General features: G+C 72.3%; 10 protein-coding genes. 6 read left to right on the top strand and 4 right to left on the bottom strand.

Annotation, left to right across the window (positions count from 1 at the left end):
* Positions 1-27: 27 nt before the first annotated feature.
* Together HUT16_RS00935 and HUT16_RS39075 are read left to right on the top strand one after the other, a co-directional pair.
* On the top strand, positions 28-720 hold the full coding sequence (locus HUT16_RS00935) for a FadR/GntR family transcriptional regulator (protein WP_176184489.1): 693 nt from the start codon (positions 28-30) through the stop codon (positions 718-720).
* 408 nt (positions 721-1,128) lie between these two features.
* On the top strand, positions 1,129-3,951 hold the full coding sequence (locus HUT16_RS39075) for a glycoside hydrolase N-terminal domain-containing protein (RefSeq protein ID WP_176184487.1): 2,823 nt from the start codon (positions 1,129-1,131) through the stop codon (positions 3,949-3,951).
* 176 nt (positions 3,952-4,127) lie between these two features.
* On the opposite strand, the gene HUT16_RS00925 is transcribed toward HUT16_RS39075, so the two are convergent.
* Together HUT16_RS00925 and HUT16_RS00920 are read right to left on the bottom strand one after the other, a co-directional pair.
* The gene (locus HUT16_RS00925; RefSeq protein ID WP_176184485.1) at positions 4,128-4,442 is read right to left on the bottom strand and encodes a hypothetical protein; all 315 of its coding nucleotides are present in this window, start codon (positions 4,440-4,442) and stop codon (positions 4,128-4,130) included.
* A gap of 273 nt (positions 4,443-4,715) precedes the next feature.
* On the bottom strand, positions 4,716-6,749 hold the full coding sequence (locus HUT16_RS00920; RefSeq protein WP_176184483.1) for a family 20 glycosylhydrolase: 2,034 nt from the start codon (positions 6,747-6,749) through the stop codon (positions 4,716-4,718).
* A gap of 191 nt (positions 6,750-6,940) precedes the next feature.
* On the opposite strand from HUT16_RS00920, the gene HUT16_RS00915 reads away from it, so the two are divergent.
* From HUT16_RS00915 to HUT16_RS00900, 4 genes are all read left to right on the top strand, one after another.
* A complete protein-coding gene (locus HUT16_RS00915) occupies positions 6,941-7,708 on the top strand; it encodes an SDR family NAD(P)-dependent oxidoreductase (RefSeq protein ID WP_254897571.1) in 768 nt (255 codons plus the stop codon).
* A 64-nt stretch (positions 7,709-7,772) separates the two neighbouring features.
* Complete coding sequence (locus HUT16_RS00910; protein ID WP_176184481.1) at positions 7,773-8,489, top strand: FadR/GntR family transcriptional regulator; 717 nt, start codon at positions 7,773-7,775, stop codon at positions 8,487-8,489.
* Positions 8,486-9,631, top strand: coding sequence for a galactonate dehydratase (gene dgoD / locus HUT16_RS00905; protein WP_176184479.1), 1,146 nt, complete (start codon positions 8,486-8,488; stop codon positions 9,629-9,631). Before HUT16_RS00910 ends, dgoD begins: the two co-directional genes overlap by 4 nt.
* Positions 9,625-10,473, top strand: a complete 849-nt coding sequence (locus HUT16_RS00900) for a hypothetical protein (RefSeq protein ID WP_176184477.1) — start codon at positions 9,625-9,627, stop codon at positions 10,471-10,473. Before dgoD ends, HUT16_RS00900 begins: the two co-directional genes overlap by 7 nt.
* A 73-nt stretch (positions 10,474-10,546) precedes the next feature.
* Here the strand turns inward: HUT16_RS00900 and HUT16_RS00895 are convergent, their stop codons facing one another.
* Together HUT16_RS00895 and HUT16_RS00890 are read right to left on the bottom strand one after the other, a co-directional pair.
* Positions 10,547-13,000 (bottom strand): ricin-type beta-trefoil lectin domain protein, encoded by a 2,454-nt coding sequence (locus HUT16_RS00895; RefSeq protein ID WP_176184475.1) that lies wholly within the window; start codon positions 12,998-13,000, stop codon positions 10,547-10,549.
* A 77-nt stretch (positions 13,001-13,077) separates the two neighbouring features.
* Entirely contained in the window at positions 13,078-14,640 is a 1,563-nt protein-coding gene (locus HUT16_RS00890; protein ID WP_254897570.1) for an RICIN domain-containing protein, read from the bottom strand.
* Between the last annotated feature and the right edge of the window lie 30 nt (positions 14,641-14,670).

Below are 14,670 nucleotides of genomic sequence, written 5' to 3'. Positions count from 1 at the left end.
TTCGGGAGTTCGGGAGGGAGGGCGACGATGCCGGTCACGGACGAGGCGATCGAGAAGATCAAGTCGATGATCACCAGTGGGGAGCTCGCCCCCGGTGCGCGTCTTCCCAAGGAGGCCGACCTGGCGGAGCGGCTGGGGCTGTCCCGCAACTCGCTGCGGGAAGCGGTGAAGGCCCTGTCGCTGATCCGGGTCCTCGACGTGCGCCAGGGGGACGGCACCTACGTCACCAGTCTGGAGCCGGGCCTGCTGATGGAGGCGCTCGGCTTCGTCGTGGACTTCCACCAGGACGACACGGTGCTGGAGTTCCTCGAGGTCCGGCGCATCCTGGAACCCGCGGCCGCCGCCATGGCCGCGAGCACGATGTCGGAGGAGGACCTGGCGGGCCTGCGCGGGCTGCTCGACGAGCTCGGCGAGGACCTCACGCTGGAGGAGGTCGTGGCCAACGACCTCGAGTTCCACCGGCGGATCGCCGTGGGCTCGGGCAACTCGGTCCTCTGCTCGCTGATCGAGGGCCTCGCCGGGCCGACCGCCCGCGCCCGGATCTGGCGCGGGCTGACCGAGGAGGGCGCCGTGCGGCGCACCCTCGAACAGCACCGGGCCATCTACGACGCGATCGCGGCCCGTCGGCCCGACCTCGCCGAGTCGTGGGCCCGCGTGCACGTCGCGGGCGTGGAGCAGTGGCTCCGCGGGACGCTCGGGCCGGCCGCACCCCGTCCCTGAGGGTTCCCGAGAGTTCCTGAGGTTTCCCGAGGTTCCTTGCGGCGGAGCCGCCGCCCTGTCCTCCGGGCGGCGCCCGATTCCCCGTAGCACCCGTTTCCGGTAGCACCGTTTCCGCCGCCCGCGCGCCACGAAGGCCGGGCCGGCCGGTGAGCCGACCGCGTCCGCGCGACCCTCGGCGAATCATCGGATCACTTCGCCGGTCCGGTGCGGGCCGTGGTGGCCGGAAGGGTGGCGACGCCGTCGTCAACCGGATCGTTGCAATCCGCGCGCACCTGACTCTTGCCATGACATCGGATGTATCAGCACACTGTGGGGGCGTAAACCCGGAGTTTCCGGCTCATTACCTGATCATTGATCAGATGATTGTGCGCAAAACCGAGAGGAACCACCGTGGCAAAGATGCCTCCCATGTCTCCTGACGGCGACCGGCCCCGACTGTCGCGCCGTGACCTCCTCCGCTTCGGTGGCGGACTCGGTGCGGCCGTCGCCCTCGCCGGCATCCCCGTCTTCACCGCCACGGCCCGGGCCGACGCGGCCAGACCGGCCGGGCTGTCGCTGGTGCCCGCCGCCGACGCCACCACGTTCTGGTACGCCTCGGCCGGGAACGAGTCCAAGATCATCGAGGAGGGGCTGCCGATCGGCAACGGCCGGATCGGCGCCCTGGTCACCGGCGACCCGGCCAACGACGCCCTCTACATCACCGACGCCTCGCTGTGGACCGGCACCCTCAACGCCTCCCTCACCTCCTCCGGCCAGTTCCCGTACGACACCACCAACTTCGGCACCATGAGCCTGCTCGCCAAGGCGTACGTCAAGGTGCCCGCGCACACCGCGGCGGCGGTGGGCGACTACCGCCGCCGGCTCGACCTGAGCAACGGCTACGTCTCGGCCAGCTACACCCTGGGCGGGGTCACCTACCAGCGCGAGGCGTACGCCAGCCACCCCGACGACGTCGTGATCGTGCGCCTGACCCAGAGCGGCGGCGGCACCTACACCGGCAGCGTCGCGCTGAACGGCACCCACGGCGAGAGCACCACCGCCGACTCGGCCGCCAAGACGGCCTCGTTCTCCGGCGCCCTGGGCAACGGCCTGAAGTACGGCGCCGTGGCGGCGGTCAGGAGCACCGGCGGCACGGTGTCGGTGAGCGGCGCCGAGGTCACCTTCACCGGCTGCTCCGAGGTGGTGATCGTGCTCTCCGCCGGCACCAACTACGTCCCGGACCCGGCCAAGGCGTTCAAGGACGCGGCCGTCGACCCCAAGGCCGTGGCCACCGCCAAGGCCACCTCGGCCACGGCCGTGACGGGCACCGCGCTGCTGGCCACCCACGTCGACGACTACCGCAAGCTCTACGAGCGGATGACGGTCAGCCTGGGCACCTCCACCGCCGCCCAGAAGGCCATGGCGACGCCCGCCCGGCTCGCCGCCCGTGCCGTCTCCGGCGCCGCGCCCGACCCCGAACTGGAAGCGAGCTACCTGCAGTTCGGCCGCTACCTGACGATCACCGGGTCGCGCACCGGGCTGCCGACCAACCTGCAGGGCCTGTGGTTCGACAAGAACAACCCGTCCTGGATGGGCGACTACCACACGGACATCAACGTCCAGATGAACTACTGGCTGCCCGACCGGGCCGGCCTGTCCGAGTGCTTCGTGCCGCTGGCCGACTACTGCCTGTCGCAGCTGTCCTCGTGGACCACCCAGACCCAGCAGCTGTTCAACGACCCGCGCAACGGGTTCCGCAACACCAGCGGCAAGGTCGCGGGCTGGACGACCGCGATCTCCACCAACATCTACGGCGGCATGGGCTGGTGGTGGCACCCCGCCGGCAACGCCTGGCTGTGCAACTCGCTGTTCGAGCACTACGAGCACACCCGGGACGCCGCCTACCTCGCCAGGATCCACCCGATGCTCAAGGGCGCCTGCCAGTTCTGGGAGGCGCGGCTGATCACCACCACCGTCACCGAGAACGGCGTGAGCCGGCAGGTCCTGATCGACGACAGCGACTGGTCGCCCGAGCAGGGCCCCAGCAACGCCAAGGGCATCACCTACGCCCAGGAGCTAGTCTGGCAGCTGTTCCAGAACTACCGCGACTCGTGCGCCGCGCTCGGCCTCGACGCGGCCTACGCCACCACCGTCGCGGACCTGCAGAGCCGGCTCTACCTCCCGCAGGTCAGCCCCAGCACGGGCTGGCTGGAGGAGTGGATGACCGACGCCAACCTCGGCGAGACCACCCACCGCCACCTGTCCCCGCTGGTCGGCTTCTCGCCCGGCGACCGGATCACCCACGACCGCGGGCCGGTGCCCACCCTCATCGGCGTGCGCAACCTGCTCACCGCGCGCGGCATGCAGAGCTTCGGCTGGGCCACCGCCTGGCGGGCGATGTGCTGGGCCCGGCTCAAGCACGCCGACAACGCCTACCAGCTGATCCTGACCGTCCTGAAGCCGTCGGTGAACTACAGCAACGGCGCCTCGATCAACCTGCTGGACATGTACTCCTTCGGCACGTCCTCCACCCTCCAGATCGACGCCAACTACGGCACCCCGACGGCGATGCTCGACATGCTGGCCTACTCCCGGCCGGGCCTGGTCGAGCTGCTGCCCGCCACGCCGTCGGCCTGGGGCACCGGCAGCGTGCGCGGCCTGGGCCTGCGCGGCGGGTTCACCCTGGACATGGACTGGAGCGGCGGCCAGGTCACCTCGGCGACGCTGCACAGCACCGGCGGCACCTCGACGAGGGTCAAGTTCGGCACCTGGAGCCAGGCGGTCACCATGGCCAAGGGCGGCTCGGCCACCCTCACCCCGCCCGCCAAGGCCACCACCTTCCTGCTCGTCAACCGGCGCAGCGGCAAGGTGATCGACGTCCCGGGCAGCTCGACGACGGCGGGGACGGGCCTCATCCAGTACACCCGCAGCGGCAGCGCCAACCAGCGCTGGAAGCTGACCGACCTGGGCTGCCGCGTCTACACGCTGGCCAACGTCAACTCCTCGCTGCTCGCCAGCGTCAACGGAGGAACGAGCGCGGACGACGCCACGATCATCCAGTGGACGAACGGCGGCAGCACGAACCAGCAGTGGATGCTCACCGACACCGGCGACGGCTACGTCAAGATCGTCAACGTGCGCAGCGGCAAGGTGCTGGGCGTCCGCGGCAACTCCACCGCCAACTCGGCCGTCATCGTCCAGCAGACCGACACCGACGACCTCAGCCAGCAGTGGAGCATGGTGGCCGTCTGACCACCCCGACCGGGCGGGGCGGTCGTTCATCCGCCGAAGGCGGCCGCGGGGGACCGCCACTGCGGATCGGGAGGGGGGAACGGACAAGGGCCCCCCGGCGGTCGGGCGAGGCGTCTGGCGCCTCGCCCCTTCCGCCGGGGAGCCCCGGTGGTCACCCGAGCCGGATGCGATCGCCGTCAGCCGGTCGCCGCAAGGCCGTGGTCGCGCCAGCGCTTCGTCGTCGCCGGCCCGTCGGCCTGGCTGACGCGGCCGCCGCGCCGCCGTTCCAGGGCGACCGGGTGCGCCGCGTGCAGCAGCGCGGCGCAGATGGCCGCGTCCGGGCCGGCGGCCCATTCGACGAAGCAGTGCCGGCCCGCCCGGCCGTCGTCGTAGCGCACGGGGAGCGTGACGATCCAGGGCGCTTCCCGCACGGGCTCGGTTCGCGGCGCATCGGGCGTATCGGCGGGAGCGCCGGCCAGGTACGAGGCGCCGCCTGGGGACGAGAGGAACATGCTCGGCTCCGAGGGGTGTGTCGAATGCGGTGCGTGTGCGACTCACCCGAGCCGCCGATGGACCACCCCTGGATAATATTCGATATACCATTTTGAGCGCAAGGGTTCGAGCCCGCGGCGCGCGGGCCGGTCCGGGCCCGAGGGTGGACTTCCGGCCGGCGCGTGCGTCCGCGGTTTCCTCGAGGCCCTGGGCGGTGACCTGCTCGTTGAAGTCGTACCGGGTGGTGGTCCCCATGGGCGGGGCGGGGTCCCGCGGGCGGTCGGCGGGTGGGGTCAGGTGAGCGGCCGGTCCGGCAGGGCCGCGCCGGTGGGCGCCTGCTGGGCGACCGGTGTGCCGTCGGCGGTGGAGGAGGCGGGGTCGTCCAGGGCCTTCCCGCCCGCGGTGAGGGTGTGGATGCCGCTCGACGGGCCTCCGTAGACCTCGAATTCGTGGAGTGAGTAGCCGTAGGCGGTGCCGCGCTGGGTGCCGTACATCCGGATGTAGCGGCCGGTGCCGGTCAGGCCGGTGAGGTCCTGGACGCCGCCCGTCCCGGTGGTGGTGGTGTAGACGGTGCGCCAGGTGGCGGCGTCGTCGGAGAGCTGGATCTGGAAGGACTTCCCGTACGCGGCCTCCCAGCGCAGGACCACCCGGTTGACGGTTCGGGTGGAGCCGAGGTCGACCTGGAGCCACTGCGGGTCGCGGTAGGCGCTGGACCAGCGGGTGGCGCCGTCGCCGTCGGTGGCGGAGGCCGCGGGGAAGTCGGCGGTCTCGGTGCTGGAGGCGGTGGTGGGGCGGTTGCGGGCCAGGTTGCCCGGTTGGGAGAGGCCGGGCCAGGCCGGGTTGTGGCCGACGGCGGTGACGATCGGGGTGAAGGCGGCGTAGTCGGCGGCGGGCTTGGGGGAGCCCCAGGTCTGCTGGGCGAGTCCGCGCAGCGGGTAGGTGATGCCGGCGGCGATCTGCTCCTCGGTCTCCGCGGCCGGGTTGTCGCACCAGACGTGGAGCAGCGAACCGGGGTTGCGGGTGGGGTCGTCGAGGGTGGTGCCGCCCTGGAACAGGTCCGGTGTCCAGGTCTCGTACATCCACCTGGTGTCGGGTTTGGCGCCGCCGAGCACGTAGTAGGTGGGCGTCCAGGACTCGTTGGCGACGGTGTGTCCGGCCGCGGCCAACTGCTGGGGCGTGAGGCCGTAGTCGTACCAGTACTCGACCAGGATGTCGGCGTTCGGGGTGACGGTGCCGTCGCCGGACTTGATGCCGTCGTTCCACATCCGGGTGGTCTTGCCGCCCGCCCGGACGAGGGCGTCGGACCAGTTGACGAAGCCGTAGTAGGCGTCCTTGGCGGTGGCGTTCGCGCCGTAGCTGGCGCGGGCGTAGGCCAGCAGTTGCGGGTACTGGCCGTAGTCGGTGACGTACTCGTCGGCGCCGATGTGCCAGTAGGGGCCGGGGAAGAGCGGCAGGTACTCGTTGATCAGGTCCTTGACCAGGGTGTACGTGCCGGGCAGCGAGAGGTCGATGAATTCGGCGCTGGCCGCGCCGGAGCTGTTCCTCAGCTTCAGTTCCGGGTGGGCGGCGAGGACCGTGTTCATGTGCCCGGGGGTGTCGATCTCGGGGACGATGGTGACGTGGTACTTCTGTCCGAGGGCCACCAGGTCGGCGATGTCCTGCTTGGAGTAGTGGTCGGCGGAGACGATCTCCGGGTGGGTGGAGCTCTCCAGGCGGAAGCCGAAGGTGTCCGACAGGTGGAAGTGGAAGTAGTTGAGCTTGAGGTAGGCCAGCTCCTTGATGTGCTGCTTCACCCAGTCGACGGTGAAGAACTTCCGGCCCTGGTCGATCATCAGGCCGCGCTCGGACTTGGTGGGCCAGTCCACCGCGGTTCCGGCCGGTACGGTGGCCGACCGGTGGAGGAGTTGGAGGACCGTGCGGGTGCCGTAGAAGGCGCCGGTGTCGGTGGCCGCGCTGATCGCGATGCCGGTTCCGACGGTCATCCGGTAGCCCTCGGCGGGCAGTGCGCCGTCGCCGAGGGTGAGCGCGATGTCCCCGGCGGCGGCCGGGCCGGTGACCACGCTGACCGGGCGGCCCTCCAGGGCGCCGAGGTCGTCGGCGAAGGTCGCCGCCTCGTCCGCGAGTCGGCTGCGGTAGGCCGGATCGACGACGATCCGGGTGGCCGCGGTGACGGTGAACGCGCCGCTTGCGGCGGTCCACTGGCGCAGCGCGGGAACGGTCTGCGGGACGCCGGTCGCGGCGTTGGCGGGTGGTGCGGCGGTGAGTGCGGGCAGCACCAGGGCGGCCGCGGTGCAGAGGGTGGCGAGCAGGACGGACCGGATGCGCATCGACGCCTCCATCGGTGTGGACCTGTCGGCTTTGTCGGTGAACTGCCCACCAGTGCAGCCTAGTTGGCGATTCGCGTCAATAGATGCTCACAGAGTGCGATTTCCGCGCACGAATGAGCATGCGGCCCAGCTCGGCTCCCGTTTCATCGCCGGGTATTTGCATAATTAATCACAAGCGCTACGGTGGTGGCGTGACCGAGAAGACCTGCCGAAGATTCCAGGGCCGGGTCGCCCTGATCACCGGTGCCGCCAGCGGCATCGGTGCCGCCACCGCGCGACGACTGGCCGCCGAAGGGGCGGCCGTCGTGGCCGTCGACATCGCCGACGCCGCCGGGGAAGCCGTGGCCGAAGCGATCAGGAGGGAGGGCGGCCGGGCCGAGTACCGGCACGGCGACGTCACCTCCGCCGCGATGTGGGACGCGCTGGCCGCGCACGTCGCCGACCGCTACGGACGGCTGGACGTGCTGCACAGCAACGCCTACGCCGTCGTCGTCAAGCCCGCCCACGAGCTCACCGAGGCCGAATGGGACACCCAGCTGGGCGTGACGCTCAAGGCGTCCTGGCTGGCGGTCCGGGCCTTCGCCGGGGCGCTGCGGGACACCGGGGGCTCGATCGTGCTCACCTCGTCCGTCCACGCGCTGGTCGGCCTGCCGGGCCACCCCGCGTACGCCGCCGCCAAGGGCGCGCTGTGCGCGATGGGCCGTCAACTCGCCGTCGAGTACGGCCCGCAGGTGCGGGTCAACACCGTCCTGCCCGGGCCGATCATGACCGCCGCCTGGGACCGGGTGGACGAGGCGGGACGGGCCGACAGCGTCGCCGAGACCGTGGCCAAGCGCTTCGGCCGGCCCGAGGAGGTCGCGGCGGCCGTGGCCTTCCTCGCCTCCTCGGACGCCTCCTACGTCACCGGCGCGAACCTGGTGGTGGACGGCGGCTGGTCCGTGGTCAAGGCTTCCTCGTGACCGCGCGGTACCGCCCTGCACGGGCGCGCACGACCACCCCGCGCACCGCGACCGGAGGAGAGCGATGAACCGGCCGGCCCGAGGACTGCACGGACAGGCCGTCGAGATCATCGGCGAACGGATCCTGCGCGGCGTCCACGCCCCGGGCGACTCGATCTCCCCCGACCAGATCGAGCGGGAACTCGGGGTCAGCAAGACCGTCGTGCGCGAGGCGCTGCGGGTGCTGGCGTCCAAGGGGCTGATCGACTCCCGCCAGAAGCGGGGCACCTTCGTGCGGCCCCGCTCCGACTGGAACCTGCTGGACGGCGACCTGCTGCGCTGGCAGGGCCTGGGCACCCCCGACGCCGCCTTCCTCGACAACCTCGGCGAAGTCCGCGCCATCGTCGAGCCGGCCGGCGCCCGGCTGGCCGCCGAGCGCCGCGACGAGGCCGACCTCGCCGCGCTGGAGGACGCGCTGCGGCAGATGGCCGCCGCGGGCGACGACGCCCAGGCCGCGGTCGAGGCCGACCTCGCCTTCCACCGCGCGCTGCTGGCCGCCGCCCACAACGAACTCCTCACCCGGATGGAGGTCGTGATCGAGGCCGGCCTGCGGGTGCGCGACCACCTCGTGCACGGCTCCGACCACGGCTCCGACGCCGTCCCCGCCCACCGGGCCGTCCTCGACGCGGTGCGCGCCCGCGAGCCGGAGGCGGCCGCCCGCGCCGTCCACGCCCTGCTCGCCCAGGCCGCCGCCGACCTCCACCACCTGACGGACGAAGCCGCTCGGAGAGAGCCCGAATGAAGATCACATCACTGGAGACGTTCCTCGTCGCCCCGCGCTGGCTGTTCCTGCGCATCGCCACCGACGAGGGGATCACCGGCTGGGGCGAGCCCGTCGTCGAGGGCCGCGCCGAGACGGTGCGGGCCGCGGTCGGCGAACTCGCCGACTACCTGGTCGGCGCGGACCCGCTGCGCATCGAGCACCACTGGCAGACCCTCACCAAGGGCGGCTTCTACCGGGGCGGCCCGGTGCTCTCCAGCGCGGTCGCCGGCATCGACCAGGCCCTGTGGGACATCGCCGGCAAGGCGCACGGCGTCCCCGTCCACCAGCTGCTCGGCGGCCACGTCCGCGACCGGGTCCGGGTGTACGCCTGGATCGGCGGCGACAGCCCCGCCGACGTCGCCGAACTCGCCCGGGCCCAGGTCGAGGCGGGCTTCACCGCCGTCAAGATGAACGGCTCGGCGCAGCTGCGCCCCATCGACACCCCGGCCCGGACCCAGGCCGTCGTCGACCGGGTCGCCGCCGTTCGCGAGGCGATCGGCGACGAGCGCGACGTGGCCGTCGACTTCCACGGCCGGATGTCCACCGCCATGTCCCGGCGGCTGCTGCCCCTGCTGGAGCCCCTGCACCCGCTGTTCGTCGAGGAGCCCGTCCTCCCCGAGCACTCCCGCGACCTGCGCAGCCTCGTCGACTCGACCTCCGTCCCGCTGGCCGTCGGCGAACGGCTCTACTCCCGCGCGGACTTCCGCGACGTGCTCGCCGCCGGCATCGCCGTCGCCCAGCCCGACCCCTCGCACGCCGGCGGCATCTCGGAAGTCCGGCGCATCGCCGCCCTGGCCGAGACCCACGGCGTCACGATGGCCCCGCACTGCCCGCTCGGCCCGATCGCCCTCGCCGCCAACCTCCAACTCGCCTTCGCCACACCGAACTTCCTCATCCAGGAACAGAGCCTCGGCATCCACTACAACCAGGGCAACGACCTCCTGGACTACCTGCTCGACCCCGAGCCGTTCCGCTTCACCGACGGCCACGCCGCCCGGCCCACCGGCCCGGGCCTCGGCATCGACATCGACGAGGACGCCGTCCGCCGCGCCGCCGAGACCGGCCACCGCTGGCGCAACCCCGTCTGGCACCACAGCGACGGGTCGTTCGCGGAATGGTGACGAACCAGCCGGTCACGGCCCGCACCGACCTGCCGCACGGCGGCCGCTGGACCTCCCTGCGGGCCGGCGGCCGCGAATGGCTCTGGCACCGCCCCGACCCGGCCCGCGCCACCGCCCGCCCCGGCGACGCCTTCGTCGACGCCGGAGGGCTGGAGGAGTGCGTCCCGACCGTGCGCGGCACCCCCGACCACGGCGACGCCTGGTCCCGCCCCTGGCGGCGCGACGGCGGCACCGACCTGGTGGAGTGCCCCGACTTCAGGCTGCGCCGCCGCGTCGAGAGCGGACCGGCCGGGCTGCGCGCCGGGTACGAGCTGCGCGCCGAGCCGGGCTACCGCTTCGTGTGGGCCGCCCACGCGCTGCTCGACCTCAGCCCCGACGCCCGCCTCGGCGCGCCCGAAGGCACCGCGACCCGGCTCTTCCCCGAAGCGGCCCGGCTGCTGGAACAGCCCTGGCCCGTCGGCGCCCGGCACGTCACCGGCCGCTGGCCCGCACCTCGCGGCCTGCGCCTGGACCGGCTCGGCCCCGACGACGGCACCGCCGTCGGCGCCGTCCTCACCGGCTGCCCGAGCGTGACCGTCACCGACGGCCCCGACACGCTCACGATGTCGCTGCGCGCCGACCCCGGCGTCCCGCTCTCGGTGGCGCTGTGGCGCAACCTGCGCGGCTCCCCGGCCCCGGCCCCCTACCGGAGCATCGGCGTCGAGCCCATGCTCGGCTCCGTCTTCGACCTCGCCGAGGCCGGACCGGACGAGGCCGCGGTGGTGCCGCCCGGCGGGACGCTGCGCTGGGAGCTGCGGATCACCGCGACGAGCGCCGGGACGGGCGCCGGAACGGGTGTCTGAACGGGCCGCCGGAACGTCGACCGGCCCGGACCGGCCTCCCTCCGGAGGCGGGGCCGGACCGGTCGGGTGACCGCTAGGGCAGTTGCCAGCGCTGGTTGGCACCGCCGTTGCAGGTGTAGACGACCAACTGGGTGCCGTTGGTGGTGCTGTAGGCCGGATCGTCCAGGCAGATGCCGGGCGAGGCCGCCGGGAGCGCGCTCTTCAGCGTGCCGTCGGGCTGCGGCTGCCACTTCTGGTTGGCACCGCCGTTGCACTCCCACAGGACGACCTTGGTGAGGTTGGCGGTGGCGGCGCCGGACACGTCCAGGCACAGGCCGTCGTGGCTCAGCGCGCCGTTGGCCCAGACCCACTGCTGGTCGGCCCGGTCGGCGCAGTCGCGGAGCTGGGCAGGGTTGCCGTTGTCGTCGGCGTTCGTGGCGCTCACCGCACCGGCGCCGACGCACTTGCCGGCCAGCGCGGAGGCGATCCGGCCGGAGTGCGCGGCGGCGCCGGGGCCGGGCGTGACGGCGAAGTTGTCGAACTGGTCGGTCTGGTAGCCGCCCACGCCGAGCCCGGCCTGGCCGCTGGGGTAGGTGGAGTCGCTCGCGCTGCCGAGGACGGTGCCGTCCACCCGGGCGGTGAGGGTGGAGCCCTGCACGGTCAGCGCGATGGTGTGCCAGTGGCCGGTGCCGAGCGCCGCCGTGGTGCCGGAGGCCAGGGTGGTGGTGTGCCAGCCCAGGTCGGTCTTGACGATCGACCAGGCCCCGGTGTCGCCGACCCGCAGGTGGTAGCCGTCCAGGCCGTTGTTGTTCTTGCCCTGCCGCATGACCCGGCCGAGGACCTCGACGGTGCCCGGCTGCTCCAGCAGGACGTCGGTGGCGACGGTGTAGTCGCTCCACGCGGCGTCGCCCAGGAAGGTGTAGGGCGCGTTGTAGGGCTCGTCGGTCCAGCGGACCGGCGTCGCGGGTGCCACCTGGCGCAGGCAGGAACCGGCTCGCCCGCCGCCGCACGCGCTGCGCTGGAAGGCGCCGTTCATGTCGGTGAAGTACTTCGGCGAGGTGGTCGTGGCGGCGGTCTCGAAGCTGTCGCCGTAGGGCAGGGACAGCTGCCCGCGGGGCGGGGAGGCCGCGGTGCCCTTGGCGCCGGCCGGCAGGGTGGTGGTGAAGGTGTAGACGCGGCCGGGCTGGAGGGTCGCGCTGTAGTGCCCGCCGGACGGGGTGATGTCGGGCTGCCGCACGAACCAGTCGGCGGGGTCGGTCGAGTTGACGTCGGTGGCCCACACGTGGACGGTGCCGCCGGAGAGCCCGCCGGTGGTGGCGATGTCCACGCTCTGCGGTGCCCCGGCGTCTACCGTCTCGACGACCGTGGTGTAGTCGGAGCCGTTCGTCGACTTCAGCGTGGTGTAGCTGCCGTTGGCGCGGTTGCCGCCGAGGTAGCCGCTGGCGGCGTCGAGGTACTGCCAGCCGGGCTTGGTGAACTGGGTGGTCTGGGCGGTGACCCAGGTCGTCCGGCCGATGTCGTACTGGCCGGACCAGGGCTGGTCGGCCACCGCCATGCCGGTGAAGGAGAAGTTCAGGTTGGGGTACGCCGAGCCGATGAGCGGCCAGTTGATGTACGAGGTCATCCGGCCGTCGATGTAGTCGCGGTTGATCGCCCGGGCGACGGCCGGGGCGCTGGTGTCGTAGTGCTCCGACCCGTTCTCGGAGGCCCAGAGCGGTTTGCCGAGCGACTGCGCGGTCGCGTTCGAGGGGCAGGAGGTGAAGGAGCCGCCGTAGCCGCACGCGTAGTGCACGCCGACGATGTCGACCGCCGACTTGAGGCCGGGGTTGGCCGCCATGTCGTTGGCGACGGACCAGTTGTTGTCGCCGCCGACGATCTTGACTGAGGCGTAGCCCTTGTCGTTCAGCGTCGTCCTGAGCTTCTGGTACCAGGAGATCGCGGTGCTGTCGCCGCCGTAGTAGCGCTCGTTCCAGCCGCCGAGGTAGTCGATCGCCAGGTGGTGCTGCTTCGCGCAGTCCAGCCACTTCGTGAGGTAGGTGATCGCGTTGTCGGTGTAGAAGTAGTTGCTGCTGGGGTTGACCCAGCCGGGCGCGCCCCAGGACAGGCCGGCCAGCTTGACGTCGGGGTTGCGGGCCTTGGCCTGTTCCATCAGCCACCACTCGTAGCCCTGGCCGCAGTCCACGGTGTCGGCCGTGTGCATGTGGCTGGCCTCGGCGCCGTCGGTGGAGTTGGTGTCGCCGCCGATCTCGACCTTGAGGATCTGGAGGTCGGCGCCGTAGCCGGGCTTGAACAGGTAGTCGAGGAGCTGGCCGCGCTGCGGTTCGGGGTAGTCGGCCAGCAGGCGGGAGTTGCCGCCGCCGCCGCTGATGGCGCCGATGCCGTCGAAGACCCGGCCGCCGCCGTTGCCGTCCGCGGTGATCGTCGTGCTGGTGGCGGCCTCCGCCGACTGCGGCGCGACGGCGTTCAGGGTCGCGGCGGCGAGGACCGCGGCGGTCAGGGCGGCGAGCCGTCCGACGTGCCGGTTGCTGGTGAGTAAGGCGTTGCGCATGGGGGTTCCCTTCCGGGGTGGACGGTCAGGGGAGGTGCAACGGGCCGGGGGTGGGGGGAGGTCAGGAGGCGGGGCGGTCAGGAGGCGGGGCGCAGGTTCCAGACCTGGTTGGTGCCGGAGTTGGCGCGGTACTGGATGACCGCGGCCCCCTGCCCGGTGGCCCCGCCCGAGACGTCGGCGACCAGGCCGCTGGCCAGGTTGACCAGCTGGTACGAGGTGTTCCCGGGCGAGGAGTACGCGCCGGCGGCGTTGAACGCCCACTGCTGGTGGGCCGCGCCGGTACAGGTCGACTGGTCGAGCTGGACGGCCTCCGTCGGGACGGACCCGGCGGGCACCTCCAGGCACTTGCCGCTGCGCAGGTTGGTGAGCGTGTAGACGTTCCCGCCGACCCGGGTCAGCGCCCACTTCTGGTTGGCGCCGTTGTTGCCCGGCCACTGGATGACCTTGCCGCCGTCGGCGGTGGAGTTGTCGCTGACGTCCATCAGCAGCCCGCTGTTGGCGCTGCTCAGGGTGGACGTCCCGGTCGGCGGGTTGGTGGAGCCGGTCCAGGTGCCGGTCGCCGGGTCCAGGCTCCAGGCGTTCTGCCAGCCGACGGCGACGGTGGTCCCGCTGATGGTCATCGGCAGCCAGATCGACGGGGAGGCGCCCAGGTCGGCGAGGTTCCAGCGGTCGGCCGCGTAGACGTAGGTGGTGCCCGCGCTGCCCTGGACCGGGACGATGTTGGCCGTCTGGCTGTCGTAGGTGCGGGTGCCGACCGGGGTGAAGGTGCGGAACGGCTCCCAGGGGCCGGTCAGCGACGGCGCACTGGAGTAGACGTTGTCGTTGGTGCCCCAGCCGGTCAGGTGCGATCCGAGGAGGTAGTACCGGCCCCCCGCCTTGACCAGCGCCGGGGACTCGAAGTCCTCGCCCTGGCCGTTCTGGCCCGGGAAGAGGTGCACGGTGCTGTCGACGCCGAGGTAGTCGGCGGAGAGCCGGTCGATCCGCAGGCCGTTCGCCCGGTCCTCGGTGAGCAGGTAGCCGGTGCCGTCGGTGTCCTGGAACAGCCCGATGTCCAGGCTCATCTGGCCCAGCGGGCGGAAGCTGCCCCGGTAGGTGTAGGGCCCGCACGGGGTGCTGCTGGTCGCCACGCCGACCTTGCGCTCGCCGTAGCCGCGGTCGTCGATGTGCAGGTACATCACGTACGTCTTGGTGGCGGCGTTGTAGAGGACCTTCGGGCGCTCCACGATGCGGTTGGGGCCGAGGTCCCCGCTGCTCTGCCGGCCGAGCGCCGGGCCCTGCGGGGTCCAGTGGGCGAGGTCGGTGGAGCTGTAGCAGGCGATGCCCTGGAAGGAGGTGTCGGCGGAGGACTCGCCGGTCTTGTCCTCACCGAAGCCGTACCAGGTGGAACCGGCCTTGACGATGCCCAGGCCGTGCAGTTGCAGGGGCGCGTCGGCGGTGTCCGTCCACGCCTGGCCGGGGGTGAACTGGACGGGTGCGGCCTGGACGGGTGCGGCCCGGGCCTCGCCCGCCGGCAGGAGCCAGGCCGGGACCGACAGCAGGGCGGCGGCGAAGAGGCCGGCGACGCGCGGCCTGCGCGGTGCGTGCGCCGCGCGTGCTGCGCGTGCTGCGCGTGCTGCGCGCGGGAGGGGTGTCGAGAGCACAGCGGATCTCCCCAAAACTGAACAATCCTC

This window comes from Kitasatospora sp. NA04385, from assembly GCF_013364235.1.
In the GTDB taxonomy this organism is placed as follows: Bacteria; Actinomycetota; Actinomycetes; order Streptomycetales; family Streptomycetaceae; genus Kitasatospora.
Note: the sequence above shows the minus strand (reverse complement) of the source record. Positions and strands in the feature narration are given on the sequence as shown.

Coding starts and splice junctions, on each gene's coding strand:
- HUT16_RS00935 (WP_176184489.1), top strand. CDS start 28: ATGCCGGTCACGGACGAGGCGATCGAGAAGATCAAGTCGATGATCACC.
- HUT16_RS39075 (WP_176184487.1), top strand. CDS start 1,129: ATGTCTCCTGACGGCGACCGGCCCCGACTGTCGCGCCGTGACCTCCTC.
- HUT16_RS00925 (WP_176184485.1), bottom strand. CDS start 4,442: ATGTTCCTCTCGTCCCCAGGCGGCGCCTCGTACCTGGCCGGCGCTCCC.
- HUT16_RS00920 (WP_176184483.1), bottom strand. CDS start 6,749: ATGCGCATCCGGTCCGTCCTGCTCGCCACCCTCTGCACCGCGGCCGCC.
- HUT16_RS00910 (WP_176184481.1), top strand. CDS start 7,773: ATGAACCGGCCGGCCCGAGGACTGCACGGACAGGCCGTCGAGATCATC.
- dgoD (WP_176184479.1), top strand. CDS start 8,486: ATGAAGATCACATCACTGGAGACGTTCCTCGTCGCCCCGCGCTGGCTG.
- HUT16_RS00900 (WP_176184477.1), top strand. CDS start 9,625: ATGGTGACGAACCAGCCGGTCACGGCCCGCACCGACCTGCCGCACGGC.
- HUT16_RS00895 (WP_176184475.1), bottom strand. CDS start 13,000: ATGCGCAACGCCTTACTCACCAGCAACCGGCACGTCGGACGGCTCGCC.